This window comes from Streptococcus sp. SV2, from assembly GCF_030440175.1.
Taxonomy (GTDB): Bacteria; Bacillota; Bacilli; order Lactobacillales; family Streptococcaceae; genus Streptococcus; species Streptococcus raffinosi.
The window spans coordinates 121,241-137,892 of record NZ_JAQFJQ010000006.1; the positions used below are offsets into that span (position 1 = coordinate 121,241).

The 16,652-nt window shown below is 40.2% G+C and carries 15 protein-coding genes; 3 read left to right on the top strand and 12 right to left on the bottom strand.

Going from position 1 to position 16,652, the window contains the following annotated elements:
* Nucleotides 1-92 precede the first annotated feature (92 nt).
* The 4 genes from PCY14_RS05225 to PCY14_RS05240 form a co-directional block, all read right to left on the bottom strand.
* A complete protein-coding gene (locus PCY14_RS05225; RefSeq protein ID WP_060933740.1) occupies nt 93-623 on the bottom strand; it encodes an ECF transporter S component in 531 nt (176 codons plus the stop codon).
* Complete coding sequence (locus PCY14_RS05230) at nt 613-1,470, bottom strand: pyridoxamine kinase (RefSeq protein WP_060933739.1); 858 nt, start codon at nt 1,468-1,470, stop codon at nt 613-615. Before PCY14_RS05230 ends, PCY14_RS05225 begins: the two co-directional genes overlap by 11 nt.
* Complete coding sequence (locus PCY14_RS05235; RefSeq protein ID WP_060933738.1) at nt 1,471-1,980, bottom strand: ECF transporter S component; 510 nt, start codon at nt 1,978-1,980, stop codon at nt 1,471-1,473.
* Nucleotides 1,981-2,119: 139 nt separating this feature from the next.
* Complete coding sequence (locus tag PCY14_RS05240; RefSeq protein WP_060933737.1) at nt 2,120-2,650, bottom strand: DUF5067 domain-containing protein; 531 nt, start codon at nt 2,648-2,650, stop codon at nt 2,120-2,122.
* Between the two features lie 158 nt (nt 2,651-2,808).
* Here PCY14_RS05240 and PCY14_RS05245 point away from each other — a divergent pair, with 158 nt between their 5' ends.
* The gene (locus PCY14_RS05245; RefSeq protein WP_301363228.1) at nt 2,809-4,077 is read left to right on the top strand and encodes a PLP-dependent aminotransferase family protein; all 1,269 of its coding nucleotides are present in this window, start codon (nt 2,809-2,811) and stop codon (nt 4,075-4,077) included.
* A 46-nt stretch (nt 4,078-4,123) separates the two neighbouring features.
* Here the strand turns inward: PCY14_RS05245 and PCY14_RS05250 are convergent, their stop codons facing one another.
* The 5 genes from PCY14_RS05250 to pheS all read right to left on the bottom strand — a co-directional run bounded on the left by PCY14_RS05250 (nt 4,124) and on the right by pheS (nt 9,481).
* Nucleotides 4,124-4,462 carry an ATP cone domain-containing protein gene (locus PCY14_RS05250; RefSeq protein ID WP_002887879.1) on the bottom strand — a complete coding sequence of 113 codons (339 nt, stop codon included), beginning with the start codon at nt 4,460-4,462 and terminating at the stop codon, nt 4,124-4,126.
* Between the two features lie 91 nt (nt 4,463-4,553).
* Nucleotides 4,554-5,135, bottom strand: a complete 582-nt coding sequence (locus tag PCY14_RS05255) for a hypothetical protein (protein ID WP_301363229.1) — start codon at nt 5,133-5,135, stop codon at nt 4,554-4,556.
* 68 nt (nt 5,136-5,203) lie between these two features.
* Nucleotides 5,204-7,612, bottom strand: coding sequence for a phenylalanine--tRNA ligase subunit beta (gene pheT / locus PCY14_RS05260; protein WP_301363230.1), 2,409 nt, complete (start codon nt 7,610-7,612; stop codon nt 5,204-5,206).
* A gap of 290 nt (nt 7,613-7,902) precedes the next feature.
* Entirely contained in the window at nt 7,903-8,421 is a 519-nt protein-coding gene (locus tag PCY14_RS05265; RefSeq protein ID WP_293937255.1) for an N-acetyltransferase, read from the bottom strand.
* Nucleotides 8,422-8,437: 16 nt separating this feature from the next.
* Nucleotides 8,438-9,481 carry a phenylalanine--tRNA ligase subunit alpha gene (gene pheS / locus PCY14_RS05270; protein ID WP_301363231.1) on the bottom strand — a complete coding sequence of 348 codons (1,044 nt, stop codon included), beginning with the start codon at nt 9,479-9,481 and terminating at the stop codon, nt 8,438-8,440.
* A 440-nt stretch (nt 9,482-9,921) separates the two neighbouring features.
* On the opposite strand from pheS, the gene PCY14_RS05275 reads away from it, so the two are divergent.
* Nucleotides 9,922-10,119 (top strand): helix-turn-helix transcriptional regulator, encoded by a 198-nt coding sequence (locus PCY14_RS05275; RefSeq protein WP_293937252.1) that lies wholly within the window; start codon nt 9,922-9,924, stop codon nt 10,117-10,119.
* Between the two features lie 26 nt (nt 10,120-10,145).
* Entirely contained in the window at nt 10,146-10,691 is a 546-nt protein-coding gene (locus PCY14_RS05280; RefSeq protein WP_293937249.1) for a DUF3278 domain-containing protein, read from the top strand.
* Nucleotides 10,692-11,083: 392 nt separating this feature from the next.
* Here the strand turns inward: PCY14_RS05280 and smc are convergent, their stop codons facing one another.
* From smc to dapA, 3 genes are all read right to left on the bottom strand, one after another.
* Nucleotides 11,084-14,617: a chromosome segregation protein SMC gene (gene smc, locus PCY14_RS05285; protein WP_293937246.1), complete on the bottom strand. Its 3,534-nt coding sequence runs from the start codon at nt 14,615-14,617 to the stop codon at nt 11,084-11,086.
* Between the two features lie 2 nt (nt 14,618-14,619).
* Nucleotides 14,620-15,309, bottom strand: a complete 690-nt coding sequence (gene rnc, locus PCY14_RS05290) for a ribonuclease III (protein WP_002887887.1) — start codon at nt 15,307-15,309, stop codon at nt 14,620-14,622.
* Nucleotides 15,310-15,467: 158 nt separating this feature from the next.
* On the bottom strand, nt 15,468-16,403 hold the full coding sequence (gene dapA / locus PCY14_RS05295; RefSeq protein ID WP_008534885.1) for a 4-hydroxy-tetrahydrodipicolinate synthase: 936 nt from the start codon (nt 16,401-16,403) through the stop codon (nt 15,468-15,470).
* Nucleotides 16,404-16,652: the final 249 nt, after the last annotated feature.

A 16,652-nucleotide genomic window follows, 5' to 3' on the forward strand; every position in this document is an offset into this window, starting at 1 on the left:
CATTAACTTAACCATTTTACCATTTTTAAGGTAAATTTGGACCATAAATCATCCAAAAAGCAAAGAAAAAGCAGGACAAGCCTGCTCAATCTTTAGTCTTTTTTCAAAATGCGTTTGAAGATAGGATATAAAAGGGGAACCGCAATGATTGTAACAACTGATGTCCCAAAAGTACCACCAATCTTAACCACTGAAGCCAACATTGCAGCTTTTAAAGGTAGAGATGCAACAGCAGCGTTTATAATCGTATATTTGACAAAATTAAGAATGATTTTCGTCACTGCAGCTATCACCCCAATGAGGATAATATTGCCCGTTTTGTCATTTGACTTGAGGGCTTTCTCAAAAACGAGATGAAGGACATAACAGACAATCAGAGATTCTAAAATCGTTATCCAAACCTCAGCAGCATAACCATTGAGAATATCAAACAGTCCTAATCCTACTGTTGCTACAAGGGCACCTTTTTTTGAACCAAAAATCAAAACAGCAATCACAACTAGGGCATTTCCCAAATGGACAAATTGAGGTCCAAAAGGAATACGAATAAACTGCACACTCACAATAATTAAAGCTGCATACAAACTGAGTTCGACCAATTCACGAATTTTATTATTTACCATTTGTTTCCTCCAATAATTTTTCAAATCCATTAAATAAATAGCCTATGTGGGATTCAAAGCAGAGTCCATATTTTACAGGACGACCACTTGACATGGTCGATAAAAGAACCCTATCCATGAAATTCAAGGCCAAGTTACAGACTTCAAGCAAATCCAAGTGGTGAAAATACCCTGACGATAAGATAGCAGTTAGGATGTCACCACTCCCATAAAAATGTGTCGAATAACTAGGGCGCATGAGGTAGGTCGTTTGCTCTTTTTCTTTATCAAAATAAGCTAATCCAATTTTTCCTTCCTCTAGTGAGACTCCGGTCAAAAAGACTTTTTTGGGGCCAAGTTTGCCTAAATCTCTTAAAAGCTTTTCGATAGTAGCTTTATCATAGGTGTCTCTTTCCAAATATGGGGACCCAGTCAAAAAGGAGGCTTCTGTCATATTAGGGATAATCACATCCGCCTGCTGACAAAAGTTTCTCATAGCTTCCACATAAGTCTTGTCAAATCCCTGATAGAGCTGGCCATTATCTCCCATTATGGGATCGACAAATAAAGGAATTTGCTTCTCTTCAGCCAATTGAGCAACTAAATCTAGCTCCTCTCTTGACTTGAAATAACCACTAACCAAGCCATCAACTTTAAAGTCCAACTGCTCCCACTGTTGGCAAAAACCTTTCATGTCTTCTTTAAGATCTCGTAGATAGATATGCTCAAACTCGCCGGTATGTGAGGACAAAAGAACCGTAGGCAAAGGAAGGACTTCTATCTGACAGGACGACATGATGGGGAGACTACTGGTTAAGGCAACCTTGCCCAAACCAACCAAATCATTAGCAACTATAAGAGTCGTCATCTAGTTTCCTTCCCAAACTTTTTTAAATTGTTTAACAAAGCCCGTATGGAAATAAATGTAATAGGCTAGTCCAAGACCGATTATGGCTGCCACAATATCAAAAGGAAGTTTCATGATTGCAACTGCTGGCGTACCATAGACAAAGGCACGGCCCAATCCGTAACCTACCAAATCAATGAGAGCTCCAATCAAAAGACCTAAAATGGCTCTTGATTTAGACAATTTACCTAAACATCTGCCAACTATAAGTGCAATAGCAAGGACTTGTAGGCTATGTGTCACTAAGGTCACCCACATTGGAAGAGGGTAAAAGAGAAAGTCACCAATAAAGGAACCCACCCCTGCTATAATGACAGCTTCCGTCGGAGGAAAAATCAAACCAACCAAAAAAATAACGATACCGTTAAAATAGAAATGACCTCCTGGGACGGGAATAGATAAGAGACTCGAGCTCAAAATAATGACAAGTGCCATAAAAAAAGCCGAAAGGGTTAAGCGTTTTGTTGACATACCTAAAACTCCTTGATTAATAAATATAATTCAAGTTTATGAAAATTCTGACGATTTTACAAGAGGGCTTTTTAGAAACTGTACGGGTACAGAATTTCATTCATCAAAAAATCACCACACAAGCGTGTGATGACTCATTTTATTTATCTTTTTTATCGAAGTATTTGACTGGTGCTTTTTCTAGATTTCGTAATGATACCTTAGCCGTTGCATTTGCCTCCGTACCATAGTCTGAGAAATCAATGGTTAAGTCATGATCAAAGTCAGCAACGGTATAGTCAACCACAATCTCTTTGACTTCCTTAGGAGCAATCTTGGTCTTATTAGCAATCTTATCTCTGTCATCATCTTGAGAAAAGACCATTGTAGCGACCTTGACTTCCTTATCTTCTTGTTTAACATCAAGAACTACCTTCATCAATAGAGTGTAGGCATTCATGGTTTCTTCACTTGTGTTGCTAAGTTTATAGTGTACACGGACAGCCTTTTGTCCTTCAGGTGATTCGATTTTATTTGCAGAAAGAACTTGTACACTAGCATCTTGGCCAGTAAATAACAATTTGTTTTTATCGTAAGTCCATGTAGGCTCCTTTTCTGTCGTACAAGCCGACAAGCCAATGATGGTCAAACAGGCCAAAGCGACAAGGCCTAAAATTTTCTTAAAAGTCATTTTTATAATCTCCTTAAACTTGTTTTGAAGAGGAGTTAATATTTCCTTACAGCCTTTTTATTATGTCAAAATCTTATAATCTTGTCAAATTTCCCCAGTAACCTTGCCTAAAGCCTATATCTAAGGTACAATAAGGAAAAATCTGTAAGGGGTCAGTTATGAGTATTTATCAAGATATTTTAGAAAGCATTAAGAACGATATCCAAAATGGTAGTTTGGAAAAAGGGAGCAAGTTACCTTCCATTCGTCAACTTAGCCAGACTTACTCCTGTAGTAAGGATACTGCCCAAAGAGCCCTCTTGGAGCTTAGATATCAAAACTATATTTACGCTGTCCCCAAAAGTGGCTACTATGTTCTTGAGGGACGCTCCGATACAAGTGACAAAGTCCTTCTCAATCTTAATGACTATAATCAATTGGCCTACGAAGATTTTCACCTTTGCCTAGATGAAAGTTTGGCTGGCCATCAAGACTATCTCTTCAATTACTACCATGAGCAAGCTGGACTTTCAGAACTGGTTGAAGCGTTAAAAAATCGACTAGCAGCTGATGATATTTATGTGAATGCGGATCAGATTGTCATCACTTCAGGAAGTCAGCAAGCCCTTTACATCCTCTCACAGATGGATTTTGGCAATGGTGGTCATAAAATTCTCTTGGAACAGCCTACCTACCACCGTATGAACCAACTGGTTAACCGTCAAAAATTGACCTATGAAACCATAAACCGTGGATTTGATGGATTAGATCTTGACCTCCTTGAAAAGTACTTTAAATCTGGCCAAATTAAGTTCTTCTATACCATTAGCCGTTATTCCAATCCTCTAGGTTTGAGCTATACCGCCAAAGAAAAGGAAAAGCTGGCTCAACTAGCCAGTCAGTATAATGTTTATATCGTTGAGGATGACTATATGGGGGATTTTAGTGACAGTAAAAATCTTCCGATTCACTACTATGATACCCATGACCGCATTATTTATATCAAATCATTTTCCATGGCACTTTTCCCCGGGTTACGTTTGGGGAGTGTTGTCCTACCACAAAATCTCAGAGCTACCTTTTTGGCTCACAAAGGACTTATTGACTATGATACCAATCTTATTATGCAAAAGGCCCTCTCAGTCTACCTAGATAATGGCATGTTCCAAAAAAATATAAAAAAACTGCGTGATCTTTTTCAAGAAACCATGGCTAGAAGTCAAGAAACCATTGAACGAGCTAATGTGACTTTACCCTACCAAATTTCTCCTAGACATATCACTTGGCAGCTTCCTAAAGGGCTTTCTTTAGAAAAATTTAAAGCTCAAACACAGATGCGTTTCTTAGAGTCTTCCTTTATTAGCCCTACATCTGATACCTATCTGCAAATAGGTCACGAAGAAGAATTGAAAACTTTTTTAAGACTTTTGCAAACCATAAAACCATAGACTGAAAACTAGTACACACAAAAAGCCATCAAACGATGGCTTTTGTTTATTTAGTCTGTTCAAAGCGAAGGTGGACAATCACCTTGTCTCCATAACCGTTACGCTCCAAATCACGTTGTAAGCGATATGAAATGTAATGTTCAGCAATATTGATAAAACCAGCTTCCATAAGACGATTTTCAACCAATGACTGAATCATGTTAATGGTTGGGCGTTCCACTTGGGCGTCTTGAAGATCAAGCACTACTTTACGAGTTACTTGAGCTAGGTTTTGGCGCCAAGCATCATCAATAACATACACAGTCTGGGCTGCTTTTAAGATGGCTTGGTAGATTTTATCAGGATCAAATTCAGCAACTTGACCATTACGTTTAATAATTTGCATGGCTACCCTCTTTTCAAGTTTTTTTCTTTTATTATGCAGAGAATTTACATATTTGTCAAGTGCAAATCACTGAAAGACCTTTTCTAACTGCCTACTCCCAGTATTTAGAAATATAGAGTGGCTTGCCATGTCTATCAAAGGAAAGTGTTGCAGTATAGGAATCTGACTCATGGTGCCGCATATAATTAGCGATTCTTTTATCACCGTTTATCAGGTGAATGTCATAAGTCTGCCCGTCAGAGCTTACAAAGTGAGCATTAATTCTAGCACTACTCGTTTTTGAGCCAACATGACTAATATCTATTTGTTCAACTTTGCCATCAATGGTTTTAGCTATGGGTCCTCCATAATCTTTGTAAATAGTGACGGTAGCTAAAACATCCTCAACCAAAACATAGGTCATTCCGAAAATAAACAAATAAACTATCGGGATGACAATGAAAGATAATTTACTTTGACAAAATTTTTCTTTATGCCAAGCCCAGATATCTTGAGGTGACATGATTAAAAACTTCTTAACATACTGATGAACAAGTAACCTATAGACTAACACTAAAAATGTTAATTGCCCCAAGGGATAAGCAAAACTGGGTAAGCCATCAATAAGTATATTGACTTTATCAGATTCAAAGGTGTAATGTCCCCATACCCCGTCAAAGAACTCTAAAAACAAATTATCTCCTTTATGTAATATCGTCTAATCACTTAAAAATCCATCTTCTCAGATGGATTTTCTAACTATTAACGTACTTCTGCTTTAACTTTTTCAGTGAGAGCTTTAGTAATTTTTTCCATGTATTTGGCAACTTCTTCGTCTGTAAGGTTGTCATTTGGATTTTGGAAGGTAAGGCTATAGGCCATTGATTTCATTCCTGCACCAAGTTTTTCACCTGCATAAACGTCAAAGAGTTTAACGGCAACCAAGCGTTTTACTCCTGCAGAGTTAATAGCATCAAGAACTTCTTGATGAGTGATTTCTGCCTTGAGAAGAAGGGCGATATCACGTGATACTGCAGGGAATTTTGTGATTTCAACAAATGGTTGATCTGGTTGCAAGGCAGCTTCTACAGCGTTGAGATTAATTTCAGCTACATAAGTTTCTGGAATACCGTAGTTCTTAGCGGTTTGCGGGTGGACTTGACCAAGGAAACCAATGGTTTGACCATCAAGTACAATAGTCGCAGTGCGACCTGGGTGCATACTTGCTAGGTCTTTTGTCGCTACATAGTCAACAGTAAGGTCAAGCTTATCAAAGAGAGCTTCTACAATACCCTTGGCATAGAAGAAATCAACTGGCGTTGCTTTGGTTTGGAAATCTTTTTCCGCAACAAGACCAGAAATGGCAAAGGCGAAGGTATTGATTTCATTTGGCAAATCTTCTTTTGGATTACCTTTTTGCTCAAAGACTTTACCGATTTCGTAGATAGCTACGTTGCTATTCTTACGGTTAACATTGTAAGCAACGGTATCAAGCATACCAGAAACCATGTTTTGACGGAGAGCTGAGCGATCAACAGTCATTGGCCACATCAACTCAGTCAAGTTACTTGGTGTCACTGCAAATTCAACAGCTTTTTCAGGTGTTGTCAAAGCATATGAGATAATCTCAGTCAGACCAGTTCCTTCAGCAATAGTACGAATCTTACGGCGTAGAGCTTGTGTTTTCGTTAATTCACCAGCTGTACCTGCTGCTTCTGGGAGTGTTGTAGGCAATTTTTCATAACCATAAATACGGGCAATTTCTTCGACCAAGTCAGCTTGGATTGCAATGTCCCAACGGCGACGTGGTACGGATACTGTGAATTTTTCAGCATCACCTGAAAGACCAAAGCCAAGTTTGGCAAAGACATCTTCAATATCTGCGAACGTCAATTCAGTTCCAAGACGAACATTTACATAGTCAAGGCTTGTAGAAACTTGAACTGGTTCTGTGTCCACTGAACCTGCTTGAACACGGCCTGCAAGAACAGTACCATTTGCCAATTCTTGCAACATAGCTGCTGCAAAATCAAGGGCTTCAAGGACAGTATCGTTATTGACACCTTTTTCAAAGCGTGATGACGATTCTGAACGAAGGTTAAGACGGCTGCTTGTCTTACGAACAGATTTGCCATCAAAAACAGCAGCTTCGAGAACAACGTTTTTAGAATTGTTGTCAATTTCAGTTGAAGCGCCACCCATAACACCTGCAAGAGCTACCGGTTTATCAGCTACTGTGATAACAATATCTTTAGCAGTCAATTCACGTTCTTCACCATCAAGAGTGACCAATTTTTCACCATCACGAGCATCACGAGCAACGATACGTGAGTCTTCAAATTTGTCCAAATCGAAGGCGTGCATAGGTTGTCCAAAGTAGAGAAGAACATAGTTTGTCACGTCCACCACGTTGTTGATTGGACGGATACCAGCATTCATGAGAAGATTTTGCAACCATTGTGGACTTGCTTGGACAGTGACATTTTCAACCACACGGCTAGCATAAGTAGCCACTTTATCGCTTTCGATAGCTACTGAAATCTTATCAGAAGCTGGCTTGCTGTCTTCAGTGACCGCTTTTTCTGGGAAGTGAACAGATTTACCATAGATTGCAGCGACTTCATGAGCAACACCACGCATAGAAAGGGCATCAGCACGGTTAGGTGTGATTGACAATTCGATGATTTCGTCATCAAGGTCGAGATATGGGAAAATGCTATCTCCAGGAACGGCATCTTCCGGCAAAACTTGGATACCATCTGCAAATTCTTTAGGAATAATGCTATCTGGAAGACCAAGTTCAGCCAAAGAACAGATCATCCCGAGAGACTCCATGCCACGAATTTTCCCTTTTTTGATTTTGTAGTTGTCTGCGATACGAGCACCAGGAATGGCAACAATGACCTTGATTCCAGCAGTGACATTTGGAGCGCCACAAACAATTTGACGTGGACCTTCAGCATCTCCTGTATCAACTTGGCACAAGTGCAAGTGGGTTTCAGGCACATCTTCACATGACAAGACATGACCAACAACCAATTTTGACAAGCCTTCAGCAGGTGTTTCAACACCTTCCACTTCAATACCTGTCGTCGACATTTTTTCAGCGAGTTCGGCAGTGGTAACATCCACATCAACCAACTCTTTTAACCATTTATAACTAACTAGCATAATAATGATACCAAGCCCGTTAAGAGCTCTCAGCAAAAATAGGAAAGGCAACGCTGGTGCATCAGCACCTAGGCGCCTATATCTTTTTTGCCCAGAGCTTAGGGCGGGTTCAAATCCTTTCTCTATAATTAGGAAAAAACATTTAGATTCAAAAACAACTAATCTCGAACTTTGAGGTCGTATTCAAATCCTTTCTGTCATTTAGGAATATGTATAGCTAATATAAGAGGAAGACGAACTGACACGTTTAATCGCCTTATAAACTCCTCTCTATCAACTTAATAATAGGTTTATAATTTCAATTTTAGTAACCAATCGCAGTCCACTTTACCATCACCGACCGGAAAATTGTGTTCTGCAAATTTTTCAAAGCCATATTTATCGTAAAAAATCTGTGCTTTGAAATTTCTTTCCCAAACACCCAACCAGACCCAATCACAACCTAGATCACGGGCTTCCTGCAATGCAAATTCAAAGAGCTTCTTTCCTAAGCCCATACCTTGAAAAGCCTGACTGATATAGATACGTTGAATTTCAAAGGCATTGTCCAAATGCTGCTCTGTTTGAGCAGACCCTACATTGGTTTTTAGAAAACCTGCCTTTTCACCATCAACGAGAATGAAAAAATAACGTGATTCTTCGTGAGTGATTTCATTGAGGAGAACTTCCTCAGACAGCGCAGTGTCAAAGTAAGCTTGCAACTGGGACTCTGTATTATCATGAGCAAATGTCTCCCTAAAAGTATCTTCCGAGATAACTTTTAATTCTTCTACTTCTTCTGGAAGAACCTTACGAATGGCAACTGTCATGACAACCTCCTAAACCTTATTTAAATTGTTCTGAGAATCGAACGTCTCCTTGGTAGAAACCACGAATATCGTTAATTCCATAACGGAGCATGGCAATACGTTCTTGACCAAGACCGAAAGCGAAACCTGAGTATTCTTCAGAATCAACACCTGACATCTCAAGCACTTGTGGGTGAACCATACCAGCACCAAGGATCTCAATCCAACCTATCTTCTTACATACGTTACATCCTTTACCACCACACTTGAAGCATGATACATCAACTTCAACTGAAGGTTCAGTGAATGGGAAATAAGAAGGACGCAGACGGATTTGACGCTCTGCACCAAACATTTTTTGGATAATCATTTCAAGTGTTCCTTTAAGGTCACCCATTGAAATATTTTTACCAACGACTAATCCTTCGATTTGGTGGAACTGGTGACTGTGAGTCGCATCATCTGTATCACGACGGAAAACACGTCCTGGTGAAATCATTTTAAGCGGACCCTTAGAAAAATCATGTTTATCAAGCGTACGAGCTTGTACAGGACTTGTGTGAGTTCTCATCAAGATTTCTTCCGTAATATAGAAGGTATCTTGCATATCACGCGCTGGGTGATCTTTAGGCAAGTTCATGCGTTCAAAGTTGTAGTAATCTGTTTCCACTTCAAAACCGTCAACGACTTGGAAGCCCATACCCAAGAAAATGTCTTCAATTTCTTCAGCTGTTTGACTAAGAATATGGCGGTTACCAAGTTTGACTTGGCGCCCTGGAAGGGTAACATCAAGACTTTCAGAGTCAAGTTGTGCTTGAATTTTAGCGGCTTCAACAATTTTAGCGGCTTCGTCAAAAGCTTCAGTCAAAACGTCACGTACTTCGTTGACCATCTTACCAACTTTAGGACGTTCTTCATTTGGAAGGTCTTTAAGGCCCTTCAAGAGATCCGTCAAAGACCCTTTTTTACCTAAAACTGCCACACGCAATTCTTGTAATTCCTTAGAGTGTTCTCCACGCATTTCAGCCAATTTAGCTTGCGTTGAGGTCTTCAACTCTTGCAATTGTGTTTGTAAATCCATGAGATTCCTTTCTTAAATAACAATTTCGAATCGCAAACAAAAAACCACGTGCCAAACTCCAACCCGGAGCGTTGACACGCGGTACCATCCGTTTTTTATCCGGTTACCCAGACCTTGATTCGCCAGTCGTTGTTTTCATGAGTGAATTCACCAAACTTCCCTTGAGGGGGCTTCCAGTCCGTGGCCCCCAATCCCTGACAATTTCCATAAGGTTACTAGTCTCTACGACTTCTATTCAATTATCATTTATTTTACCAAAAAAGCAAAAAGCTTTCAAGAGCTGACAAAGAATCCTTTAGTTAATACCAAATTACAATTATGTCTAAGATAATTGACATATCTATAGGAACTTGCTACAATTATGTCAGATAAAGTTGACATAATTAATAAATTGTGACTTACAGCAACACATTAGCTTGTCTTTCAGAAGGAGGCCCATTATGAATCAGGTCAGGGAATTTAGAAAAAATATGGGGCTTTCGCAATTAGAACTCGCAAAGTCTATTGGCGTTTCCCGACAGACTATTAACATGATCGAAAATAACAAATATAACCCAACACTGGAGCTCTGTCTTAATCTAGCTAAAGCTCTAGATACGGATCTTAACAGTCTCTTTTGGGATGGAAATTCCGAATAGAGATATAAGATAGAAAGAGGTAAATCATGATTAAAGAAACTTTCACTGACAAACTCATTAAACATTTTTACGGTATCACCGGTCCTTTAGATGAACAAAAGCGCCAACAGGTTGATCGAATGGGGAACCTGGCTTTCATAGTTCTTTTTTTCACATTACTTTTTGGTAATTGTATTGCCTTTCTTCTTAGCTTTAAGTATCCCGAACTAGTGGCCCGTATTTATCCTATCTTACTTTTGACTATCATTCTGGTAGTTAGCGGTGTCCTTACTTATAAGTTTAAGATGAGTGCTGTTAATGCTATTGACGAGGAAGAACTGACTGAGAAAGAGCAAAAGCAACTTAAACATGCGGGCCTTAAGTCAGGTTTATACTTTGGCCTTTATATGTTCTTAGGCATGCCCCTAGTTCACTTCTTAGTTGATCATAAGGACTATTTTACAGAATTATTCTCAATCCGTAATATGCTATCAGGCATTTTTGAAGCTATACTTTTTGGGGCTATCGTGCAAGGCTTGATAAATGCTCGTATCAAACAAGCCAAATCTCAAGCTGATAAAGATGACCAATAAACTCAAAAAGACAAAGAAAAAATCCAGGTTTCCCAGCCTGGATTTTTTGCTCGAAAGAAGACTTCTTAACCTGTGCATGCGAAGTCTAACATGTGTCCAGAAAACTCAAATCTTAACACATACACTATAACTAACTTTGAAAAACACCATATCCCCATATGACATTCCCGTTATTATTGTAACATGGCCTAGGGAAAAGACAAGTCAACCTTTTTCTCATAAATCCTGTAATCCTAGTCATAGGCTAAGAGATGCTATTTTGCGCAATCGATTGCGTTATTTTGAAAGCGCCAACCTAATTTTTTTATGATAGTCTAAGCAAATTTTTTGAGACTGTAAAAAAAGATAGTGATAAAACTATCAACTACCTTTCATGAAAATATAATCTATTTTTAGTCTAAATCAAGATCTTTCAATTTGACGGAAACGATTTTTGAAACCCCAGATTCCTGCATAGTCACCCCATAAATTGAATCAGCCGCAGACATGGTTCCCTTACGGTGGGTAACCACGATAAACTGACTGGATTTATCAAAGCGATTAAGGTAGTCACCGAAACGTTTTACATTGGCTTCATCAAGGGCTGCTTCTACTTCATCCAAGATAACAAATGGAATCGTCTTAACACGAATGATGGCAAAGAGCAATGCTAGAGCGGACAAGGCCTTCTCCCCCCCTGACATAAGGTTAAGTGATTGAATTTTCTTACCTGGAGGTTGAACAGAAATCTCTACACCAGCTTCCAGAAGGTTGTCGGAGGTCAAAATCAAATCTGCGGAACCACCTCCAAACATCTGAGTGAAAGTCTGTTTAAAGCTCTCACGGATAGCCTCAAAGGTCGCTTTAAAACGTGATTTCACTTCTTCATCCATATCATTAATGGTACTAAGCAGGAGACTCTTGGCTTCAAGCAAATCATCTTTCTGACCGTTCAAGAAGTCCAAACGTTGCTTGACTTCTTCAAATTGGTCAATAGCATCCAGATTGACAGGTCCCAAAGCCTTAATAGAGCGTTCAAGCCCTTGTAAGTTCTGACGAACCTGTTCCACATTTACAAGAACTTGCGTTTGTCCCTTAGCCACTTCAAGCGTCATCTGATAATCTTCAGCCAATTGAGTTGCAAACTTACGAAGCGATTGGCTAATCTGACGCTCACCTTCTTCCAAGCGAGTCTGTTGACGAATCAAATCCTCATTACGATTACCCGCCTTAGCCAAACGTTCCTCCAAGTCTTCCAACTGACCTTCATAGTCTTGTACTTGAATCTTAGCACGAACAAGAGACTGCTCCAAATCATCCTTACGTTGAACAGCTTCATCACGCTGCGCTTGCAAATGTGGCAATCGGTCAGATTGATTCTGGTCAACTTGGTTGTTGAGAAGAGCTAAGAGACTTTCTGATTCCCTCATTAACTCAGACAAATCGGCTTGAAGTCGATTAGTTTCCGTCTTGGCAAAGCGTAATTCTGCCTGTAAGTCTCGTTCCCTTAGCTGAAGTTCAGATTGCTTGTCTAAGAGACCTTGTTTTTGTTGACCAAGCGCATCCTTATCTTCCTTGATAGCCTCGATTCGGTCGTTGATTGCCTCACGTTTTGATTGTATTTGTGTTAACTCTGCTTTCAGACGCACAACCTTATCTTGAAGATTCGAGTCTTCAGAACCCTGAGCAGCCTGTTTGAAGCTGTCCACTAATGCTTGACTTTTCTCTACTTCTGTCACAGCTTGTTGATGCTCCAAGTCCAGTTTTTGCTCCTCTAGACGAGCGTTTTCCCCCTCTGACTTGAGATTCTCTAAGTCTTTTTGGAGCCCCTTACGTTTGGTCTTAAGGTCTTCAACTTTGGATTCACTGTCGCTTAATTGAGCCTTAATCTGACTGATTTCAGCAGTCAATGCATCCAGTTCTGGCTTGATAAAGAGATTGTTATTTTGTTTATTGGCACCACCAGCAAAAGCACCACCAGGCCGGATTTCAGAGCCGTCAAGTGTCACCATGCGCACTTGGAAACGTACAGCTCGAGCAGCCTTGTTGGCATTGTCGATGGTATCAAAGATTGCCGTTACTCCTAAGAGGTTTTGGAAAATATTGGACAAGCGTTCCTCATAGGTAACCAAATCGGAAGCCATTCCAATAAAACCAGGTGCACTCGCAAGACTTTGAGCAAACTGTCCATTAAGTTGACGTGGTTTAATGGTCGTTAAAGGCAAGAAGGTTGCACGCCCCTGACGATTGCGTTTTAAATAGTCAATCGAACGCTTAGCAGCAGCTTCATCCTCGACAATAATATTTTGGCCACTCGCACCTAGGGCTATTTCAAGCGCCGTTTGATAGTTAGTATCAAAGGTCAGGTGTTCACTAACAGCTCCAATAATCCCCTGAATGGATTGGGCATTTTGAAGGACAGCCTTCACCCCTGCATAGAAATTAGAATGATTTTTCTGGATAGATTCTAGACTTTGACGACGAGCGTCTTTGCTTTTAAGATAATCCATGAGGTCAAACATTTTCTTTTGGGCCTCTTGGTAATCCTTGTCGATAGTTTGATAAGACTGAGCCTTTTCTTTGTAGGTAGCTAAGAGGCCTTGAAGACTTGCTTGAGCTGCTTGATAAGCTTTTTGGGCCTCGCTGGCAACTTCCTGAGCGGAAAGCAAATCAGCTTGAGCCTGCTTATATTCTTCAGCTTGAGCCTCCAGTGCTTGGGACTGGCTGTCCATGTCATGATTCACCTGAGTCAAACTATTGGAAACTTTGGCTTCCTCCTGCATAAGACTAACATAGTCCTCACGCAAACGTTCAATAAGCGTATCTGGATCTTCCGAAAATTGCTCTAACTCCGTTTGAATAGAAGTCAGATTTTGGGCAATGGTTTCCAGCTCACGAGTTAATTCAATTTGACGTTTGTTGACGCTATCAAGAGAAGTTTCTGCTTCTTCTTTTAAACTTTCTAACTCACTAAGGCGAGCTTCAGTCTCTTCCTTCTTCTCAGAACGCTGCTGACTTTCCATAGTATAAAGATCAATTTGACGCTCAAAGTCGCTAATGAGACGTGTGACATCCACTAAGGTTTGTTGGTCAGAAGAAATTTGATATGAAATTTGATGGCGTTTTTGCTTAAGCTCTTGGTTCTCAGTCTCTAAACGATGCCGTTCTTCATAATAGCTGGCTAATTTTTCTTTGACTTCTGCCAAGTCTTTTTGCGCTTTGGTTAAGTCTGATTTGCCAACTTCAATATCGTGTACCAAAAGATTAAGTTGAGTCTGTTTACGCTCTTTATCTAATTCCAAGTAACGTTTAGCTGTCGCTGCTTGTTTTTCAAGTGGCTTAACCTGACCAACCAGCTCAAAGATAATGTCTTCCAAACGATCAAGATTACCCTGAGTTTGATTGAGCTTACTTTCAGTCTCTTTCTTGCGTGTCTTATATTTGAGAACACCAGCAGCCTCTTCGAAAATAGCACGGCGTTCCTCTGGCTTGGCATTGAAAATAGCCTCAACCCGACCTTGAGAAATAATGGAAAAAGAATCACGTCCAAGACCAGTATCCATGAAAAGGTCATGAATATCACGCAGACGAACCTTACGACCGTCAATCAAGTAATCATTGTCACCATTTCGATAAATATGACGCTCCACACGAATAGATTCACCAGCATCAGCGATAAAGCCATCACTGTTATCAAGTGTAACTGCTACCTCGGCATAGTTGAGGGCCTTACGAACTTCTGTACCAGCAAAAATAACGTCAGGCATCTTGCCACCACGCAAACTCTTGGCAGATGATTCTCCCAAAGCCCAACGCAAGCTCTCTGTAATATTTGATTTTCCTGATCCATTTGGACCTACAACGGCTGTTACTCCCTTGTCAAAGACGACCTGCGTCTTGTCCGCAAAGGATTTAAAGCCCTGCATTTCAATTGATTTCAAATACATGCTTAATTTCCTAGTTGTTCAAGGGCGGCCTTGGCAGCCGCCTGTTCAGCTAATTTCTTCGATTTTCCGAGACCTGTACTGAGTTCTTTACCATCAACAGCTACCTGCATGGTAAATTCCTTAGCATGAGCAGGCCCAGATTCTTCAATAACGGTATAGGTAATATCAACCGTACCATTGACTTGAAGACGTTCCTGGAGTTCCGTCTTGTAATCCGTTACTCGGTCAAAGTTGCCTTCTTCGACTTTAGGAATCATCACTTTATTCAAGAATTTTTCAACAGCAGGTAATCCTTGGTCCAAATAAAGGGCACCGAGAAAGGCCTCCCAAAGGTCACCGAGAATAGTGGCACGTTCACGACCACCAGATTTTTCCTCACCCTTACCAAGACGAATAAACTGCTCAAAGCCACAAGCTTTCGTAAAGCCAGCCAGACTCTCTTCACGAACAATGGTACTACGCATCTTAGACATCTCCCCTTCTGGCTTGTTAGGGTAGCGATTGTAAAGGTAAACGGAAATGACTAATTGCAGAGCCGCGTCTCCTAAAAATTCCAAACGTTCATTATGTGAAATGTTTAGGAGGCGGTGCTCATTGGCATATGAGGTGTGGGTAAATGCCGTTTCTAAGAGGTCTTTTTGGCTAAAAACAATACCAAAATCCTGCTCAAGTTTTTGTTCAAGTTGATTCATAGGACATCCTTTCTTTTTAAAGCATACTAACTATGATTATATCAAAAAAAAGCAGATTTTCACGATGGAAAACTGCTTTTAGGAGACATATCTACTGATTTTGTTTGCTTGGTCCCACTAAACTAAAAGAGTTGAGCACGATACTCAACTCCACTTTCTTAATAGTCTGGACGAACGACACCTGTAACCGTTTTACGTGTTGTTTCAATATCTTCCTCAAGGACAACCTTGATAATACGCTTAGTTTCTTCAGGAGTACATGCTACCAATGGTAAACGAAGTGGACCAACTTCGAAACCAAGATGGTTGAGGACCGCTTTGACAGGAGCAGGACTTGATACTGAGAAGAGAGCATTAACTTTCGGAATGAATTTGCGTTGGATGGCTGCAGCAGTCTTGATATCGTTATTTTCAATAGCCTCGAGCATGGCATGCATTTCATCACCATTTGTATGAGAAGCTACTGAGATAACTCCATTAGCACCAAGGTTCATCGCATGGAAGGCATCACCATCTTCACCGGTATAAACCAAGAAGTCTTTCGGTTTATGTTCGATAAGGTAGGCCATATTGGCAAGGCTAGTACATTCTTTGACACCGATAATATTTGGATGTTCAGCTAAACGAAGCATAGTATCTGGAGCCATTTCGACAACAACACGACCAGGGATGTTGTAGATGATAATTGGCAATTCAGAAGCATCCGCAATAGCTTTGAAATGTTGGTACATTCCCTCTTGTGATGGCTTGTTGTAGTAAGGTACGATAGCCAAACCTGCTGCGAAACCACCAAATTTAGCAACTTCTTTAGCAAACTCAATGGAGTCACGTGTATCATTGGTCCCGACACCAGCAATTAGTGGTACACGACCATTGACAATTTTTTGAACCTCTGCAAAGAGTTCCAACTCTTCGTCGTGAGTGAGTGTTGGACTTTCAGCCGTTGTTCCTGCCAATAGAAGGGCTTCTGTATGGTGAGCCAAAAGGTGCTCAATCAAGCCTGGAAGAGCATCGTAATTGATAGAGCCATCTTCGTGGAAAGGCGTAATAAGTGCTGTGATCAGTCTAACATCTCTTAATTGATCAATTGACATAATATTCTCCTTCAACCGTTTTCTAATCCATTCCATTTTACCATAATTTTGACCAGACAGACAGCTAAGTTAACAATTTTCTGAAAACATGATGTAGCATTGTTTCCAATTTATGGCAATTCACAAAAAACTCTAAGCAGGCTTAGCCTGCTAACTCATGACAGAAAAGAAAGTTCGGCTTATAATGAAGGTGAACAATGTAAATCCGTGGTCTTTAATAGGGCTTTTCCTAGTCTGTACAAAAAACTG